This is a genomic window from Rhizobium grahamii CCGE 502, from assembly GCF_000298315.2.
GTDB classification, from domain to species: domain Bacteria; phylum Pseudomonadota; class Alphaproteobacteria; order Rhizobiales; family Rhizobiaceae; genus Rhizobium; species Rhizobium grahamii.
The window spans coordinates 471,502-488,433 of sequence record NZ_AEYE02000014.1; the positions used below are offsets into that span (position 1 = coordinate 471,502).

Genomic DNA, 16,932 nt, shown 5'->3' on the forward strand with positions numbered 1-16,932 from the left:
GGATCGCGCAATGCCGGCAAATCCTGATGCAGAAGGTGTCCATGTCTCTACCAGCCAGTTGGTGGCCCTGGAAGGCCGCGCCCGTGATCTGAGCTTCGTCCACAAGGCAAAGAGCCACCGCCTGCTCGCCGGTCGCATGCAATCCTCGATGCGTGGCCGTGGGCTGACGTTCGAGGAATTGCGGGATTATCTGCCGGGTGACGACATCCGCACGATCGATTGGCGCGTCACCGCACGCACGACCAAGCCGGCAGTCCGCGTCTATTCCGAAGAAAAGGAGCGGCCGGCACTGGTCGTCGTGGATCAGCGCATCAACATGTTCTTCGGCAGTCGGCGGTCGATGAAGTCGGTGACGGCGGCGGAGGCTGCCATGCTCTGCGCCTGGCGCATTCTCGGCTCCGGCGACCGCGTCGGAGGCTTCGTCTTTAATGACACGCGGATCGATGAAATCCGCCCGCATCGCAGCCGGGAGGCGGTGATTGGCTTTGCCGACCGGATTGCGACCCAGAATGCCGAGTTGAGTGCAGATTTTGCCGGAGCATCATCCCCGACTGCGCTCGACGCTGTTGTCGAGCGCGTCACCAGCATCGCACATCACGATCATCTTATCATCGTTATCAGCGACTTCGACGGCCACACCGCGGCGACCCGCGACAGACTGCTCCGCCTCTCCGCGCACAACGATGTCATCTGCCTTCTCGTATACGATCCCTTCATGCTGGAACTGCCGCAATCCGGCGACATCGTCGTCAGCGGCGGCAACCTCCAGGCGGAACTCGCACTTCGGCAGGGCAGCGTGCGCCAGGCGATTGACCGCTTCGCACGCGAACGCGGTGAGGAACTGCGCGCATGGCAGCGCGAACTTGGGCTTCCCATGCTGCCAGTCTCGACGGCGGAGGAGACAGCCCCGCAACTTCGTAAGCTGCTGGAGCAGACGGCTTGGCGCCAGAGGAGGCGATGACCATGGAGCCCGCCGGCACCCCGTTAGACCCAATGACCGAAACCGCGCTCCGCTCGCTCAAGGACATAGCCTTGCCGCCAGCGGTCTCCTGGATGCCTCAGACATGGGGTTGGGCCGTCCTAGCGATGATCCTGGCGCTGATCCTTGCCGCGGCGTTTCTCCTTTGGCTTCGCCGTTATCGCGCCAACGCCTACCGGCGCGAGGCGCTGGCGCTGCTTGCCGGCGTTGAAGCGAAGATCCGCGATCCCGAAACACGGCAGTCAGGCGTTCAAGACCTCGCAGTGCTCTTAAAGCGTGTTGCCCTGGCCGGCTGGCCGCGCACCGACGTTGCATCCCTCGCCGGGGCCGCCTGGGTGAAGTTTCTCGAAGCCCATGGTGATCGTACCAACAGCCAGGCACTGCAAGCCGTGCTTGACGATCTCGAATATCACGCCAGCAAAGGGATCGGCGCGACGCAACCGAATACCGAGGCCGAATTGATTGCCGGTGCGCACAACTGGATCGAGCGTCATCATGTATCAGCTTGATCATCCATGGCTGCTGGCGTTGCTGCCGCTACCCCTGATGATCTGGTGGTTGTTGCCCGCCCACCATGAAACGTCGGCATCCGTTCGCTTGCCTTTCTTTGACCAGGTCGCAAGCGCGGTCGGCATCACGCCGACCTCCGGCTCGGTAATCGCCCGGCGCAGTTGGCCGCAACTGATTGCCGAAGCCCTTGCCTGGTGCCTTATCGTGCTCGCCCTCACCCGCCCACAATTCGTCGAGCCGCCGATCGAGAAGGTCGAACCGCAGCGTGACCTGATGCTCGCGCTCGATCTTTCGCAATCCATGGATACCCGCGACTTCCGTGCCCCTGATGGGACGACGCATCCGCGCGTCGATGCAGTCCGGAGCGTTGTCGCCGATTTCGTTGCGAAGAGGCCCGGCGATCGCATCGGCCTGATCGCCTTTGGTGACGCTCCCTACCCGCTGGTCCCCTTCACGATGGACCATCGTACGGTTCAGGCAATGATTGCCGAAACCTTACCCGGGATGGCCGGACCGCGTACAGCGCTTGGCGATACGATCGGTCTTGCCATCAAGATGTTTGAAAACACCACCGTGCCTGAAAAAGTGCTGATCGTCCTGACCGACGGCAACGACACGGCCAGCAAGATGCCGCCGGCAAAAGCCGCCGACATAGCCAAGCAGAAGGGCGTGGTTATCCATACGGTCGGCATAGGCGATCCGGCCGCAACCGGCGAAGAAAAACTGGACACCACAGCCCTGCAAAAGATCGCCAGCGACACCGGTGGCCGCTACTTCTTCGGCGGCGACCAGAGCCAGCTTGCCGCGATCTATGACGAGCTCGACAAGATCACCCCGGAGGATCAGAAGAACCTCTCGTGGCGGCCGCGCATCGAACTCTTTCACTGGCCGCTCGGCGCGGCAATCGCAGTGCTCGCACCGTATTACTGTGCAGCCGCGGCCGGCGGCCTTCTTCGGAGGTCCGCCGCATGATCGAAGACTTCCATTTCCTTCGTCCCTGGTGGCTCCTTGCGATCTTCTTACCGATCGGGATCGTGTGGCTCGCTTCGCGCTCGGGCAACGCCCGCAATCGCTGGAAAGATATCATCGCCCCTCACCTTCTGGAGAAGCTGATCGTCGATGCATCTGGGGGCTCTCGCGTGCGTCCGTCTTGGTTGCTTTCCGCAGTCCTTACCTTGGCCGTGTTCGGCGTCGCCGGCCCGACGTGGGAGCGCGAGGCACCACCCTTTGTGGAAGATACCGCGCCGCTGGTGCTCGCCGTCGACCTATCGCCGACGATGGACGCGATCGATCTCACGCCTTCGCGGCTCGAACGCGCCAAGTTGAAAATCAAAGACATTATCGCCCAGAGGCAGGGCGCCAGGACTGCCGTCATCGCCTATGCCGGATCGGCCCATCTCGTCCTCCCGCTGACCGACGACGCCTCACTGATCGACACATACGCCGACGCGCTGGCTACCCGCATAATGCCGGTCGACGGCAAGGACACAGCGGCAGCGCTTACCGCGGCGGAACAGGCACTCTCCGAAGGTGGCGTGGCCGGCACCGTTGTCTTCATCACCGACGGGGTCGAGCAGAACGCTTTCGACGCATTCAAGCGGAAATCAGACAACGGCATCCTGATCCTCGGCGTCGGTACGGCCGAAGGCGGTCCTGTCAAGACAGCGGACGGAGGCTTTCTCACCGGCACCGGAGGCAGCCGCGTTTTTGCCAAGCTCGATATCGACGCGCTGAAGAATTTGCACGCGCTGACCGGCGTTGATGTCGCCACTATCACCGATGACGACGCAGACGTCCGCTGGATCGCGCAGCGGGTGGCAACCAACTTCGCGCAGAAGAAATCGGAGCAAGGAGACCGCTGGAAGGATGCCGGCTGGCTGCTGCTTGCACCGGCAGCGGTGCTCTTCGCGCTGACCTTTCGGAGTGGATGGGTCGTCCGGCTCGGAGCGGCGTTTATCTTGGCAAGACTGGTACTCATGCCGACTTCTTCACATGCAGCCGGCTTCGCCGACATGTGGTTGACACCCGATCAACAAGGGAGGATTGCGTTCGAGCGTGGCAACTACGATGGTGCGGCAACTCGCTTTCACGATCCGATGTGGCGCGGCGTAGCGCTCTATCGCGCCGGCAAATTCGCGGAGGCTGTCGATGCGTTCGCCGCGGTCGACAGCGCCGAAAGCTGGTACAATCAGGGAAACTCCCTGTTGTTTCTTTCGAAGTTTGAAGAGGCGGTCACGGCCTACAAAAAGGCACTGGAGAAACGAAAGGATTGGCCGGAGGCGAAGGCCAATCTGGCGATTGCCGAGAACCTGCTGGCGACCCAAAAGGACGAAGAGCAAGAGCAGCAGCAAGATCCGAACGAGAAGCCGGACGAGGTCAAGTTCGACGACAAGGGAAAAAAGGGCAAGGCTGGACAAGTCGATGTTGCCGAGCAAACCTCCGAGATGTGGATGAAAAACCTCCAGGTTAGCCCCGCCGATTTGATGGCGCGAAAGTTCGCGATCGAAGTGCAGGAGAAGAAGCCGTGAGGATCATCTGGGCTATATTGACCTTTGCTTCGATGGCATCCGCAGCCCTTGCCGCCGAACCTTTTGCACGAGTGACGATCGACGACAGCGATAGCATCGTGCCGGGACAACAGGTGCAGGTGACTGTCGATGTCTTTGCCCCGAATTTCTTCACCTCACCGCCGCAGTTTCCGCTGTTCGACGTTCCGAACGCACTCGTCACGCTGCCTGACGAGCGTGCTCAGAACATCACCGAAACGATTGATGGGGTGCAATATTCCGGCATTCGACGAAACTATGCGATCGTGCCCGAGATCGCCGGCACATTCGCCCTCCCCCCGGCAAAGATCGAATTCAGCTATTCCGATGACGGCAAGTTCGTGCGCGGCACGGCGCAACTGCCGCCGACGCAGTTTACGGTTGCGTCTCCGATCGGCAGCGACGGCACCACACTACCTTTCGCCGCCCGCGGTGTGACGATCACCCAATCCTTCGATCGTGATCCTGCCAAGCTCAAGGCTGGCGAAGCCATCGTGCGAACCGTGGTGGTCTTTGCTGAAAACACTCAGGCGATGATGATCCCGCCGCTGGAGATCGCGCAGGCGTCGGGCCTGCAAACCTATACGCAATCACCGCAGTTGGGGGATGGGGTTACCCGTGACAGGGCTGTGGGAAGCTCGCGAACGGAGACTGTCACCTACGTCGCAGCAGCGGCAGGATCCTTTCAGATCCCGCCAATCACCCTCGATTGGTTCGACACCGAAGCCAAGTCGACCAAGACTGCCTCGTTGCCTGCCGTTGCCGTGACCGTAGCCGACGCGCAGCCAACGGCCGAGGGCATTGCACCGCAAGTTCAGGCAAGCGATCCCGCAGCCCGCGTGCAGCAGCGTTCTATGCGCGCGATCGCAGTCGCGGTCTTGTTACTCATCGCTCTAGGCGCCGTCTTCATGGGCATCCGCTATTGGTTCCCACCGGTGCAGCAGTGGTTCGCGCGGCGGCAGCGGATGCGCGCCATTTCCGAACCGCAGCTTTTCCGCAGGCTCATTGATGCCGTCAAGCACGGGACCCCGCAGGACATCTACGCCTGTTTTGATGGTTGGTGCCGAGCTATCGGCTATCGGACAGGTTCTGCATGGGCAACAGGCTGCGGCGACGACGATCTTTCGCGGCGGGTCCAAGAACTCGACCGGCTGCTATACGCGCCCGGTTCGCACAACGAGACCCTTGATCGGGCAGCGCTGGCAGCCGCGATTACCCGAAACAGGATGGCGCGGGTGCAACCGTTGCACCCTGCGCGTGGCCATCCCCTGCCCGAGTTGAACCCATAGGATGACGTATCGGATTCCGGCAAATGTAACGTTTTGCGGAAGCCGTGTTACCGTAACGTACTTACGGGAAAGGCAAAGCACGGCGATACTCAAGGCAAGCTCTCGGAGGCGATGATGGCATTGGCATTTGATACCGGACACCGGCCGCAACGTCAGGGCCACGAGCAGGGCGACCTCGTCTGGATACCCGGACGGACTTTTGTGATGGGTTCCAACGACCACTATCCGGAAGAGGCTCCGGCGCATCCCGTTACCGTGGACGGCTTCTGGATCGAGGCAACGCCGGTGACAAACCGCAAGTTCCAGGAATTTGTCAAAGCGACCGGCCACATTACGGTGGCCGAGAAAGCGCCCGACCCCAAGGACTACCCAGGAGCCCTACCGAACATGCTGCGAGCCGGGTCGCTGGTGTTCACGCAGCCCAAATCCGTGACCGGTAGCGACATCTCGCAATGGTGGAAATTCAAGTTCGGAGCCAACTGGCGGCGTCCGTATGGCGGCTTAAGCGATCTTCGTGGCAAGCTCGACCATCCAGTCGTCCACGTCGCCTATGCCGATGCGAAAGCTTATGCGGAATGGGCCGGCATGGACCTACCGACGGAAGCCGAGTGGGAACTGGCCGCACGCGGCGGGCTTGAAGACACCGAGTTTGCCTGGGGAGACGAACTGATGCCTGATGGTGTTGCTATGGCCAACACTTGGCAAGGCACGTTTCCGACCCATAGCACGAAGCCCGCCGGTAAGGACCGAACGACAGCCGTACGTACCTTTCCGCCAAATGGCTACGGAGCCTATGACATGATCGGCAATGTCTGGGAGTGGACGACGGACTACTGGTCAACACGTCAGCCGGAGCCCGCTGCGAAAGCCTGCTGCATTCCTGAGAACCCTCGCGGCGGCGCAAGAGAGGCTAGCTACGATCCCAACCAGCCGAATATTCTTATTCCGAGGCGCGTACTGAAGGGCGGCTCACATCTTTGCGCTCCGAATTATTGCCGCCGCTATCGACCGGCGGCACGTCACGCCGAGCCGGAAGATACCTCGACCAGCCATGTCGGCTTTCGTTGCATCAAACGTGTCGCAACCTGATCAGGAGTGTCCCGATGTCCCGGTGTGTATGCTTCCTCCTACTTTTCCTGCTGCTCCCGGTGGGCGCATTTGCGCAGGAGCTCCCATCCTGGAATGACGGCCAGTCGAAGCAAGCGATTGTCGAATTCGTCAAGAAAGTGACGACCGAGGGAAACGCCGACTACGTGGCGCCCGAGGACCGCATCGCCGTCTTCGATAACGACGGAACACTGTGGACGGAGCAGCCATTCTATTTCCAGCTTGGTTTCATTCTGGATCGGGTCAAGGCGCTTGCTCCCGAGCATCCTGAATGGAAGGAGAAGGAACCCTTCAAGTCGATCCTTTCCGGCGACCTCAAGGGCATGGCCAAGAGCGGGGAGCGAGGCATCGTCGAACTGGCGATGGAGACTCACGCTGGCATGACGACCGACGAATTCCGCGAGATCGTCGTCGACTGGTTCGCTACGGCGAAGCATCCGAAAACCGGCAAACCCTATAACGAGATGACATTCCTGCCGATGCGCGAGCTTCTGGATTACTTGCGCGCCAACGGCTTCAAGACCTTCATCGTCTCCGGCGGCGGTGTCGAATTCATGCGCCCGATTACCGAGAAGGCGTATGGAATCCCGCCCGAACAGGTGGTCGGCAGCACGATTACGACGCAATATGCGCTGGTCGGCGATACGCCTGTTCTGAACCGGCTCCCGAAGATCGATTTCGTCGATGATGGCCCCGGCAAGCCGGTGGGGATCAACAAGTTCATCGGTAGACGCCCGATCTTTGCAGCCGGCAATTCCGATGGCGACTACGAGATGCTGCGCTGGGTCATGGCCGGCAAAGGACCACACTTCGCGATGATCGTTCATCATACCGATGCAGATCGGGAATACGCCTACGATCGCAAATCGGACTTCGGGAAGCTGGATAAGGCGCTCGATGAGGCGACCACCCGCAATTGGCTACTCGTCGACATGAAAGCCGACTGGAAGAAGATCTACGCATTCGATCAATAGGCCCGGCTGGCACACGTCCGGCCAGCCGTCACGCTCCATATCCTCGCTGTGAAACGAAAGGAACGGACAATGTCAGAACTCATCGTTGTCGGCTTTGATGCCATGGATGAAGCAGACAAGGTGCTGCTGAAATTGAATACCCTGAAGAAGGAATACCTGGTCGATCTGGAAGATGCCGTCGTGGTGGTTCGCGACGAGGGCGGCAAGGTCCATCTCAAGCAGAGCCTCAACCTGACGGCGGTCGGCGCCACCTCCGGCCTGCTGTCCGGCTCGCTCTGGGGCGGCCTGGTCGGCTTGCTATTCCTCAATCCGCTCGCCGGCTTTGCTATCGGCGGCCTTGTTGGGGCCGGCACCGGCGCGATTTCCGGCTCGCTCGCCGACTATGGCATCGATGACGAGTTCATCAAGTCGCTGGGCGGAACGATACCAAACTCCTCTTCTGCTCTCTTTGTCCTTGTCCGCAAGGCACAACCGGAGAAGGTTCTCGCCGAACTGCACGGGCTGCGCGGTCGCGTCCTGAAAACGTCGCTGTCCCCGGAACAGGAGGAGCGGTTGCGCAAAGCGCTCTCCGACTCCTCGAGCACAGCTGCATCCGCATAATCCATGTCCGGCGCGATGATCGTAAAATCGCGCCGGCCCCTCCGATCGTTTGCGGTTCTTGTGAGCCTGAGCGATATTGCCCGCTCCTGATGGTGAGCGGGCGTATTGCGAGGGGCGGAAAATGGCAATCACCTCCACCGAGGCTCCCTCCTCGAAATGGCACTTTCTGGCGGTCGCCGCTCGCCTCGTTTTCCGATTGGTGGTCATCGCCTTTGTCGGGTGGTTTGCTCTCGCCGCCTTCTATCAGGCGCCGCCCGGATGGAAATGGCCGATTATAGCCTCCGCCGTCTTCGTTGGCCTGATCGCCATCCTGGCTGTCAGGCGGCGACCGCTGCTCGCCAGCGTTTTGCTGCTGATAACGATGCTCGCAGTTTCCTTTTGGTGGAAAAGCATCGAGCCGAGCAACGACAGGGAGTGGGCCGCCGATGTCGCCCATGGCATCACCGCAACCATCTCAGGCGATCAGATCACGCTGCACAACGTGCGGAACTTTCAATGGAGGACGACAGAAGACTTCGATCCGGTTTGGCAGACCGAGCAGTATGACCTCTCTTCTCTCCAATCGGTAGACCTCCTGAATTCCGTCTGGAGCAACCCCGCGATCGCCCACACGCTCGTCAGCTTTGGTTTTGCGGATGGCCGCCACATCGTATTTTCGGCCGAAATCCGAAAGGAACGCGGTGAAGCATTCTCGGAGATCGGCGGCTTCTTCAAGGAATTCGAACTGGTTCTGATTGCGGCTGAAGAGAGCGACATCGTTCGCCTGCGAACCAACGTCCGCCGGGAAACGGTGTCGCTTTATCCGCTCCGGCTCTCTCCGCGGGTCGCGCGCGCCCTGTTTCTGTCCTATCTCGATAAGGGTAATGCGTTGGCGGCACAGCCCGAATTTTACCAGACGATCACGGCAAACTGCACGACGATCGTCTTCAAGCTCGCCCGGCTGATCGATCCCGGCATCCCTCTTGATTGGCGCATCATCGTATCCGGTTACCTGCCGGACTATCTCTACGACCGCCACCTGATCCGAAACGATCTGCCGCTCGACGAAATCAGGAAGCAAGCCGAGATCAGTAGCCGGGCGCAGGCGGCACCAACGTCGAGTGACTATTCGAGGGTCATTAGATCAACGTCGGACGGCGGCTGACAATGCAGACGGCGTCCATTTGGTGCGTATCCTTGGAACGCATGTGCCAACGGCGCGTGACGCACCGGCCAAGACGAGTTTCACAATCGCACGTATCTCGTGCTTGGCGCGACCGACTAAACCCGACAACTAAAACGCAGTCGCCAAACCCTCGATCTTGAAGCGAGCGCCTGCCTTGACCAGCCCATCTTCGATGGACGCGGAAAGCGCGGACTGATAGCGCTGCTGTGTCATTTTTTGGCGGAAGGTTGTCTCAAACTCCGGCGTGAGTTTCCGAAGTTCGGCAAGGCCCTGCCCCGCTTCGTTCGACCCGAGCTGCCCAAGTGCCGCCACCCGCAAGGCGTTGATCAGGAACGTTCTGTCAGTCACCTGCTCTGCAAGGAGGGAGGCCTCCGACCAATCCTTTTGTCGGTAAGCGTCGAGTGCTAGCACCAGAACCGCATCGCGCGGAACAACATCGACGGACCTTTGGGCGTCCCTCGCAAGCGAAACACCTGCATCGAAATAGCCTAACGAAAACAGTACGAGGCCAAGCTTTGCCGCCACATCGGGATTGTTGGGGCTGAGCGCCAGCGCGCGATTGCCCGCAGCGAGCGCAGCGTCAATCCGGCCGCCGTAGAATTGCGCCAGCATCAGAGCGACATATGCACTGTCGGAGAGCGGCGCCAAATGGACAGCCCGATTGGCAAGCTCGAGGGCTCGTGCCATCGTGCTCTCGTCGGCAGCCTCCGCCTGTCCCGCCAGCAACATCGCCAGCGCTGCGGTTGCGTCCGCATCATAACGGTTGGCGGCGATCGTTCGCTCCAGGCAATTGATTGTCCGTGCGACACCCGCTGCCCGGCCGTCATCCAGCTCGTACTCCGCTCGAAGGACGCAGGCATTGCCAAGCGAATCCTCGGCAGCATCGTGTGCTTCGATATTGTTGATGACCCCTCGCGTCGCTGCGAAGCGGCGCGCGAGTTGTGCAACTAGCTCGTCCCGAACCGCCGTCGGGGCCTTACCGCTTGTATCGACCCTTTCGAGGCCGGACTTGAGAAGGTCGCCCGTCGCGGTGTCTACGATCTGCCACCAGATGCTGCGATCGTCGCCATCCCCATAATATTTCATGTCGATTGCGTAGGCGTTCGATTTCGCCGGACGAAGCACCGCGGCGAGCGGCCTTTTATTTCGATGGGTCTGGGAAACCGTCAACGTCTGGAATTGCGTCAGGGCGGTCAGCAGCATGTCGCGGGTCACGGAAGCCTCTTCGCGCAAACCTTCATCGACCGCAGTCAGCGTGACTGCAACTGTAGGCTTGCCGGTCGTGACTGGCCGGGACGCAAAAACGGCAACACCACCGGCCACAGCCGCAACGATCACCATGGCCAGCGTGGCAAGCAACCAGGTCGGCGCGGACCTCGCTGGGGCGCCCAACACAACCATTGAGGGAGCTTGCTCAGCCGCAACGGCTGAAGGGGGGGCGGAATGTTCTCCATCACCGGTGTGTGGCAAGTCACCCGTAGACCGCGTGAAAACCGCTATATAGCGCCCTCGCGGGAGTTGGACCGTGACCCCGCCCTCTTCCGCAAAAGCCTCGTAATACTGGCTGAGGGAAGATCGCAATCGGCTCAGCTCGATGCGGACAATGGGATCGAGCGACGGATCGAAACTGCTTTGCCGACCCAAGACATCAATGGCGATGGAATAGGCTTTCACACCGTCGGCACAACCGGCGAATTGCTGGTTCGTGATATATCTGAGAATACTCCGGCTTCGTTCTGTCGCTCTGAACCGCTCGTCAGCGAGCAGACGCTCCAGCTCTGCGCGGGCTTCCGGACGCGAAATTTCATGAGCCCAGCCTTCCAGTTCTTCAGCCTTCATCATTGCCGCCCCTGCTACGCAACGCTCAATGCCAAATAGAACAGATGGGTTTATTGCGCAGAAAACAAGGGGTTGCAATACGAAATGCTAACAAAACCAAAACGTGATCAACATGCGCGCGAACCCGATCCTGTTACGGGACACCGCGCTCGAGACAGTACTTGATCACGTCGGCCTCGATCTCGGCACAGACGATCTCATATTCATGGACCATGGCGCGGTCTTCATCTCCGGCGGCACTCCTCAGCCGATCGAGCGTTGAACTCGCATCCTCATACGCTTCACAGAGGCTGCGAAGTGGCTCCGATTTTTCTCCGATCGTCTGAAGTCGTGCGCGGATAGCGGGCAGTTTCAGCATCAAGCGACGCAGCCCTCGCCGCTCTGCATCGGAAGATGTTCTGCCCTCATCATTTTCCTTGCCCATGAAGACCACCCCGGCTCCAGTCGGCTTTGCTTGAGCGATCTTAGCGAGCTGGCGGCACGACGGAAGTACGTAACGGTAACAGACGGCGTTAACGGCTGCCGCTGGTTGCTTGTTACCTTGGCGTTTTAGGCTGCTCAACCGCGCGACATCGACAGAAATTCTGCGAATTCGGCCTGGGTGCTCGGCGGCCAAGAGAGTTCAAGCAGCCGGCATCATCGTAAAGAGTTCCTGGGCACGGTTCACGCCCCGAAGCACGTGCAGGCCGATCGAATGCAGATTGTCGATCTGCGACGGGGGAACGATCGCGGCAAAACTCGCCGACATCAGAAGTCGCCGCTGCAGCGCCCGACAGAGAGAGACTATTCGGCTGACCTCGTTAACCGCGGGTCCGATAACTGTGAAGTCCAGCCGATCCTCGCTACCGATGTTGCCGTAAAAGACCTCACCAAGATGAAGTCCAAGATAGACATCAGTCACCGGCCTGCCCTCGATGCGGCGTTGCGCATTGAGATCGAGCAGGCGCCTGTCGAGCAGTGACCGGGCAGTCAGCGCGGCGGAGCAGGCCTCGCTCGATCGCCTGCCCTTGAAGATCGCCAGCGTGCCGTCGCCCATCAGCTTGAGCACCTCGCCTCCAGCTTCCTGGACCGACGAGATCACAGCGTCGGCGTAGTCGTTGAGCATCGGAATGATTTCCTCTGGATCGACCGTGTCCGAGATGTGCGTGAAATTGGCAAGGTCCGAAAACCAGAGGGCTGCCGAAATGCGGTCGCTTTGACCGCGGGTGATCTTGCCGTGCAGTACCTGATTTGCTGCATCCTGCCCGAGATAGACCTTGGCGATCGTGCCGGCCACGCCGCTAATCGTCACGCATTTGACGGCCAACGCCAAACAGGGAAGCAGATCCCGCAACACTGCAATGTCACTATCCGCGAAGCCTTCGCTTGATCGGGTGGCGAAGTGCGAGAAAAAGCAGTCGATGTCACCAATCGTCCCCGTGTCGCCGAACCGATGCGCCATGGCGATGAAGTCGGTGAAGCCCGCCGCCTTCAGATCGTCAAGCAGATAGAAGTCGGCAGGATCTTCCTTGGTCAGGCTTCTGCGGATCTCTCCGGACCCCGTCGTTTCCAGATGATGGAATGCCGAGCGAAGCCAATTGTCAGCCGTCACACCGGGACCGGAAAAACCATATTCCGAAACACGCTCAACCGGTTCCCGGCTGTCCCATCGGAACGCCCTCCGCTCATAGACCGGATGAAGCGTGTCCATGACCGCGACGGAACGCTCGATCGGGTGTCCATTCGCACGACACCGCTCGCAAAATCCGGCGAGCAGGTCTGCTTCCGGCATACCTTTAAGTCCGCTCTGCATGAGCCAAGCGGTTATTTCTATGACGTGGCGATCGTCCACGGCTGTCTCCTAGAACCGGGCGTCCATTTGTTTTTCTCGAGCCGAACGGCTCCGTTCCCAGTCATCGCTGGGACGCCCAGACCGGTGAACTTGACGTATTCGAAGGCGGCTCTTGAGCCGCCCAATCAATTGACGATGGTGACGCTTGCCGTGCGACCGGCAACCAAAGCTGTGCCATCAGGCAGCGTATCGAGCGCCACCCGAACGGGAACGCGCTGCGCAAGCCGAACCCATGTGAAAGTGGGAGTTACGTTGGCCAGCTGGGCGCTGGTATCGCTTCGCTCCCGATCCTCGATGCCGCCCGCCACCCCATCGACGTGTCCCTTGAGAGGTATCTTGCTGCCCATCAGATAAACGAGTGCGGCGTCGCCAACCTGGATGCGGTCCAGCTTGTTCTCTTCAAAATAGCCCGCGACGTAATAGGAATCGCTATCGATCAACGCCGTAACCGCGGTACCCGCCGTCACATAGTTCCCCGGCTTCATCGAGAAGTTGGTCAGCACACCATTGACCGGCGCCCTCACCACGGAGCGGTCGAGGTTGAGCTGCGCAGTGTCGCGGCTGATCACCGCCTGGCTGTAGGCTGCCTCGTCCTGTTGGACGGTTGTTTCAGCTTGCTGGATCTTCTGGCGCGTCACCGAACTCTCACCCAATTTGCGATAAAGCTCGAGATCGCTTCTTGCCATATCAAGGGCAGCCTTGCTGCTTTCGATCTGCGCTTCGGCCTGACGCAGCGCCAGCGAAAAGCGAGCCTGGTCGATGCGGAAGATCACGTCGCCTTTCCGGACGGCCTGATTGTCCTTTGCGTCCACTTCGCTGACGATCCCGGAAACATCGGCGGCAAGCCGCACGACGTCCGCACGAATTTTACCGTCCCGAGTCCAGGGCTCGTCCATATAGTAGTCCCAGAGATGCCAGCCGAGCACTCCCGCCAGGGCAACCATGACGCCGGTGAGCACAAAGCGACCGGAATGAGCGAGAAGCGATTTCATAGTGACACCTTGTTCAGAGACAGCGCGATGGCGCCAAGCAGGCAGAAATACATGGCCGTGTCGAAAAGCGGCCGATGCCAGACCAACCGGTAGAAGCCGGCGGACGCCAGTACCCGCCGCAGGACCGAATTCAGAAGGTAGGCTGCGAATGCAATCGCGCCGAGCGTCGGGATGAAGACCCCGTAAATGTCGATATCAGGCCTCATGCGGCATGTTCCTTTGCAGTTCCTTCGGCGCCAGCGACAGCGGCCACACGCAGAGAGACTGCGTCAGGGTAAAGGGTGTATCTGAGCGCTGTCATCGAGCGGCGTGCGCCCTCGATCGCCGAAGACGTGCCCGCCTCTACGAATGCCGCAAGCGACTGGTCCAGCGTCTTCAGCAGGTTTTCGTTGGGCTGCGCATCCCGGCTCTTCTGCTTCTGCTCATAGTGGGCCGCGATACCCGAAAGCACGTTTTCGATCGGCTCGCGTTTGTCCCGCGATACCAATTGCTTGTGGCGCTGGAGATCCAGAGTGTTGAGACCGTTGCGCAGGTCACGCATGATATCGGTCTGTGCGACTGCGGACTCGGCCGGGATCATTGCCAAGCGTGGAGCAACGAGACCAAGCCGATCAACCATGCGGTACAGCAAGTCCGTGAAGTCGACCTCATCGGGGCGACGTGCTGCAGCCACGATATCGGTCCAGCCCGACCTCAGCACACGATAAGCCGTCCACTCAGCGCCGACCGAGCGAACGAGGACCGTCGTTCCGCAGGCAATCACCATGCCGATGATCATAGCCGCATTCGAATTGACGAAAGAGGCGAGATCCAGATTCAGACGGTCCTGCAAGGTCAGCATGTTCGGCAGATTCACGCAGAAACCCATGCCATAAAGACCAAGGGACGGCCTCGTCATTAAGAGGCCAGCCGGGATCAGCATCAAGCCGAGTGCGGCGGCGAGTTCGACGTAGCTGTGGATCAGCGGCATCAGGCCATACTCGAAGACGAAAGCTGCAATGACGGTCACGATGGCGACATTCACGAACTTGATCATCATCGGCGCCGGATCGTCCATCGACGAGAAGATGCAGCAGAGCACGCCGGCCATCATCGCAGCCGCGCTGCCCTGGGGCCAACCCGTATAGATCCAGAAGGCTGTCGCGATAAACGTCGCCAGCATAACCGACAGGCCGGAATGAATGGCCATGCCATAATCCTTGTGGATCGGAGCCCGGTCGAAGGACGTGCCGAACCGGCGCCAACGAAGGTCATGATGCGATCCGGATTCGATATCCTGCCTGAGGCTGAGACAGTCTCCCCATATCTGCACGAGATCTCGGATGCGTGCGGTGAGGTTATGGGCAAGCAGCCCGTTCCACTCCTGTTGTTCGTGTCCCTCCTCCTCAGCCTTGACCATCAGAACAAGGAGCTGCTGGCGCTTGTCCTCGGAAAGCGGCTTACCGCTTTCGAGCAATGCCGTGACTTCGCCTATCAACTTCGTGATCGCGGGCGTGAACTTGCCCGCTGTCGCCTTCTCGAGCGCATGCAACACGTCCGCTAGCCCCGAAACGATCGGCAGCATCGCGACCATGCGCTGCTGCAATGTCCGGGTGCGACCGACGATGTCGCGCAGCGCCGAGGTGTCATAGGCGACATGGGTGGTGAAGCTATGGAGATCGACCGCATCGGCGGCGAGCCGACGGGCCGCGGCCAGAAGCGCGGGATCGCGGCCCCTACCCTTCAGGGTTCCGATGGCTAGGTCAGCGCCGTCGCGCAGCCATGCATTGATACGCGCAGCCAGCACCGGCCCGGCGTGTCGCGGAAAGAAGATGCGATTCACAACCGCCGCGCAGATGATGCCGAGCGCGATTTCCACGACACGGGCAGTTGCGTAGGTAAAGGCCGTATCCGGGTTTGCGACGATCGGGAAGCCGGTCAGAGCGGTCGTATATCCCGCCAGCATGAAACTGTAACTGCGTGGTGTTCGGTCGAGCAGACTGACACCAAGGCAAAAGGCCATCCACAGCGCGATCGCCAGCGTCAGCATTTCAGGCGAATTGACGAGGTTGGGGATCAGGATCACCGTAACCGCGCCGCCAAGCGCCGTGCCGATCAGGCGGTAGAGCGCCTTCGATGTGCTCGCACCCGATAGCGGATGAGCCACGATGTAAACCGTACCAACCGCCCAATAGGGATTCTGCAGGTCGAAGCAAAGCGCAATACCAAGCGCCAGCATCGCGGCTGTGAAGGTCTTGATGGAAAAGACGACGTCTCCCAGGCTGGGATCGGTCGCGTTCTTTCTATTCGTCATTTTCCTGTGTTCCGGATAGGACCGCGGTTTTCGCCGCGATGGCGCGCAGGACCTCCAAGGCGGCCTCGACTTTTTCAGGATCAAGGTCGCCTAGGATCTGTGCTCGCAGCTCCGCCGCACAGCTTTCGGCGCGCTCGGCGACCGCTGTGCCTCCTCCGGTGAGTTGCACCAGCTTGATGCGGCGGTCCGCCTCATCGGGAACCCTGCAGATCAAGCCGTCATTTTCCAAACTGTCGAGAACCCGCACGAGGGTCGGCCCTTCCACACCGACCCTTTCGGCCAGAACACCCTGCGGTATCCGGTCGCCATGCCGAAGCAGCGCGATCAACGGCGCTGCGCTGGCGTCGGAAAGGTTGTGATCGGTCAGGACGGCGTTCAAAGCCCGACGCCATCCGCGCCCGCAGATCATAAGCAAGGGTGCGAACTCGGCCCAGGTTTGCTTCAGATTCGTTGTCATGAAATTAGATAACATCCTATCGATTAGAATACAATGATATTATTTTTGGGGGGCGATGATGTCACTAGCAGACCCTGTTGGGTATCAATCGCCTCCTTGCCGGTCATGACGCTTTCCCTTTGGACTGCCGTGAAAAGCCTATTGAGGAAGTGAAAAATTAACCATGCGCCGTAATAGTTTGTTAGAGAATCGCGAGCATCCCATTGGAGACCCTATGCGCCGATATGCAATCCTTGCCGCACTGTCTGTTCTGTCAGGCTGTGTGAGCGGCCCGGACCATGTTCCTCCGGAGATGCCGCTTCCGGCGAAGTTCAGCGAGGGTGGCGCCAAGGACATTGGCGACGTCTCAA

General features: G+C 60.1%; 16 protein-coding genes. 9 read left to right on the top strand and 7 right to left on the bottom strand.

Annotated features, from left to right (window positions below):
• The first annotated feature begins 10 nt into the window (after positions 1–10).
• The 9 genes from RGCCGE502_RS14120 (at position 11) to RGCCGE502_RS14160 (ending at position 9,149) form a co-directional block, all read left to right on the top strand.
• Positions 11–961 carry a DUF58 domain-containing protein gene (locus tag RGCCGE502_RS14120; RefSeq protein ID WP_016554848.1) on the top strand — a complete coding sequence of 317 codons (951 nt, stop codon included), beginning with the start codon at positions 11–13 and terminating at the stop codon, positions 959–961.
• Entirely contained in the window at positions 958–1,488 is a 531-nt protein-coding gene (locus tag RGCCGE502_RS14125; protein WP_016554849.1) for a DUF4381 domain-containing protein, read from the top strand. Before RGCCGE502_RS14120 ends, RGCCGE502_RS14125 begins: the two co-directional genes overlap by 4 nt.
• Positions 1,475–2,461 (top strand): vWA domain-containing protein, encoded by a 987-nt coding sequence (locus RGCCGE502_RS14130; RefSeq protein ID WP_016554850.1) that lies wholly within the window; start codon positions 1,475–1,477, stop codon positions 2,459–2,461. Before RGCCGE502_RS14125 ends, RGCCGE502_RS14130 begins: the two co-directional genes overlap by 14 nt.
• Complete coding sequence (locus RGCCGE502_RS14135; RefSeq protein WP_016554851.1) at positions 2,458–4,017, top strand: VWA domain-containing protein; 1,560 nt, start codon at positions 2,458–2,460, stop codon at positions 4,015–4,017. The genes RGCCGE502_RS14130 and RGCCGE502_RS14135 overlap by 4 nt, the downstream gene beginning before the upstream one ends.
• Positions 4,014–5,324, top strand: a complete 1,311-nt coding sequence (locus tag RGCCGE502_RS14140; RefSeq protein WP_016554852.1) for a BatD family protein — start codon at positions 4,014–4,016, stop codon at positions 5,322–5,324. Before RGCCGE502_RS14135 ends, RGCCGE502_RS14140 begins: the two co-directional genes overlap by 4 nt.
• A 114-nt stretch (positions 5,325–5,438) precedes the next feature.
• Positions 5,439–6,413 carry a formylglycine-generating enzyme family protein gene (locus RGCCGE502_RS14145; RefSeq protein WP_019279957.1) on the top strand — a complete coding sequence of 325 codons (975 nt, stop codon included), beginning with the start codon at positions 5,439–5,441 and terminating at the stop codon, positions 6,411–6,413.
• Between the two features lie 14 nt (positions 6,414–6,427).
• Positions 6,428–7,405, top strand: a complete 978-nt coding sequence (locus tag RGCCGE502_RS14150; protein WP_016554854.1) for an HAD family hydrolase — start codon at positions 6,428–6,430, stop codon at positions 7,403–7,405.
• A 69-nt stretch (positions 7,406–7,474) separates the two neighbouring features.
• Complete coding sequence (locus RGCCGE502_RS14155) at positions 7,475–8,005, top strand: DUF1269 domain-containing protein (RefSeq protein ID WP_016554855.1); 531 nt, start codon at positions 7,475–7,477, stop codon at positions 8,003–8,005.
• A gap of 121 nt (positions 8,006–8,126) precedes the next feature.
• The gene (locus RGCCGE502_RS14160; RefSeq protein ID WP_016554856.1) at positions 8,127–9,149 is read left to right on the top strand and encodes an Lnb N-terminal periplasmic domain-containing protein; all 1,023 of its coding nucleotides are present in this window, start codon (positions 8,127–8,129) and stop codon (positions 9,147–9,149) included.
• 129 nt (positions 9,150–9,278) lie between these two features.
• Here the strand turns inward: RGCCGE502_RS14160 and RGCCGE502_RS14165 are convergent, their stop codons facing one another.
• The 7 genes from RGCCGE502_RS14165 to RGCCGE502_RS14195 form a co-directional block, all read right to left on the bottom strand.
• Positions 9,279–11,009: a tetratricopeptide repeat protein gene (locus RGCCGE502_RS14165; protein WP_040674595.1), complete on the bottom strand. Its 1,731-nt coding sequence runs from the start codon at positions 11,007–11,009 to the stop codon at positions 9,279–9,281.
• A gap of 133 nt (positions 11,010–11,142) precedes the next feature.
• A complete protein-coding gene (locus RGCCGE502_RS14170; protein WP_016554858.1) occupies positions 11,143–11,433 on the bottom strand; it encodes a hypothetical protein in 291 nt (96 codons plus the stop codon).
• A gap of 198 nt (positions 11,434–11,631) precedes the next feature.
• Positions 11,632–12,840 carry an adenylate/guanylate cyclase domain-containing protein gene (locus RGCCGE502_RS14175; RefSeq protein ID WP_016554859.1) on the bottom strand — a complete coding sequence of 403 codons (1,209 nt, stop codon included), beginning with the start codon at positions 12,838–12,840 and terminating at the stop codon, positions 11,632–11,634.
• A 125-nt stretch (positions 12,841–12,965) separates the two neighbouring features.
• Positions 12,966–13,832, bottom strand: a complete 867-nt coding sequence (locus RGCCGE502_RS14180) for an efflux RND transporter periplasmic adaptor subunit (RefSeq protein WP_016554860.1) — start codon at positions 13,830–13,832, stop codon at positions 12,966–12,968.
• Positions 13,829–14,038, bottom strand: coding sequence for a DUF1656 domain-containing protein (locus RGCCGE502_RS14185; protein WP_016554861.1), 210 nt, complete (start codon positions 14,036–14,038; stop codon positions 13,829–13,831). The genes RGCCGE502_RS14180 and RGCCGE502_RS14185 overlap by 4 nt, the downstream gene beginning before the upstream one ends.
• Positions 14,035–16,125: an FUSC family protein gene (locus RGCCGE502_RS14190; protein WP_016554862.1), complete on the bottom strand. Its 2,091-nt coding sequence runs from the start codon at positions 16,123–16,125 to the stop codon at positions 14,035–14,037. Before RGCCGE502_RS14190 ends, RGCCGE502_RS14185 begins: the two co-directional genes overlap by 4 nt.
• The gene (locus tag RGCCGE502_RS14195) at positions 16,115–16,570 is read right to left on the bottom strand and encodes a MarR family winged helix-turn-helix transcriptional regulator (protein ID WP_176705697.1); all 456 of its coding nucleotides are present in this window, start codon (positions 16,568–16,570) and stop codon (positions 16,115–16,117) included. The genes RGCCGE502_RS14190 and RGCCGE502_RS14195 overlap by 11 nt, the downstream gene beginning before the upstream one ends.
• Positions 16,571–16,932 lie beyond the last annotated feature (362 nt).

Coding starts and splice junctions, on each gene's coding strand:
- RGCCGE502_RS14160 (WP_016554856.1), top strand. CDS start 8,127: ATGGCAATCACCTCCACCGAGGCTCCCTCCTCGAAATGGCACTTTCTG.
- RGCCGE502_RS14130 (WP_016554850.1), top strand. CDS start 1,475: ATGTATCAGCTTGATCATCCATGGCTGCTGGCGTTGCTGCCGCTACCC.
- RGCCGE502_RS14125 (WP_016554849.1), top strand. CDS start 958: ATGACCATGGAGCCCGCCGGCACCCCGTTAGACCCAATGACCGAAACC.
- RGCCGE502_RS14145 (WP_019279957.1), top strand. CDS start 5,439: ATGGCATTGGCATTTGATACCGGACACCGGCCGCAACGTCAGGGCCAC.
- RGCCGE502_RS14135 (WP_016554851.1), top strand. CDS start 2,458: ATGATCGAAGACTTCCATTTCCTTCGTCCCTGGTGGCTCCTTGCGATC.
- RGCCGE502_RS14180 (WP_016554860.1), bottom strand. CDS start 13,832: ATGAAATCGCTTCTCGCTCATTCCGGTCGCTTTGTGCTCACCGGCGTC.
- RGCCGE502_RS14150 (WP_016554854.1), top strand. CDS start 6,428: ATGTCCCGGTGTGTATGCTTCCTCCTACTTTTCCTGCTGCTCCCGGTG.
- RGCCGE502_RS14155 (WP_016554855.1), top strand. CDS start 7,475: ATGTCAGAACTCATCGTTGTCGGCTTTGATGCCATGGATGAAGCAGAC.
- RGCCGE502_RS14120 (WP_016554848.1), top strand. CDS start 11: ATGCCGGCAAATCCTGATGCAGAAGGTGTCCATGTCTCTACCAGCCAG.
- RGCCGE502_RS14170 (WP_016554858.1), bottom strand. CDS start 11,433: ATGGGCAAGGAAAATGATGAGGGCAGAACATCTTCCGATGCAGAGCGG.
- RGCCGE502_RS14190 (WP_016554862.1), bottom strand. CDS start 16,125: ATGACGAATAGAAAGAACGCGACCGATCCCAGCCTGGGAGACGTCGTC.
- RGCCGE502_RS14165 (WP_040674595.1), bottom strand. CDS start 11,009: ATGAAGGCTGAAGAACTGGAAGGCTGGGCTCATGAAATTTCGCGTCCG.
- RGCCGE502_RS14185 (WP_016554861.1), bottom strand. CDS start 14,038: ATGAGGCCTGATATCGACATTTACGGGGTCTTCATCCCGACGCTCGGC.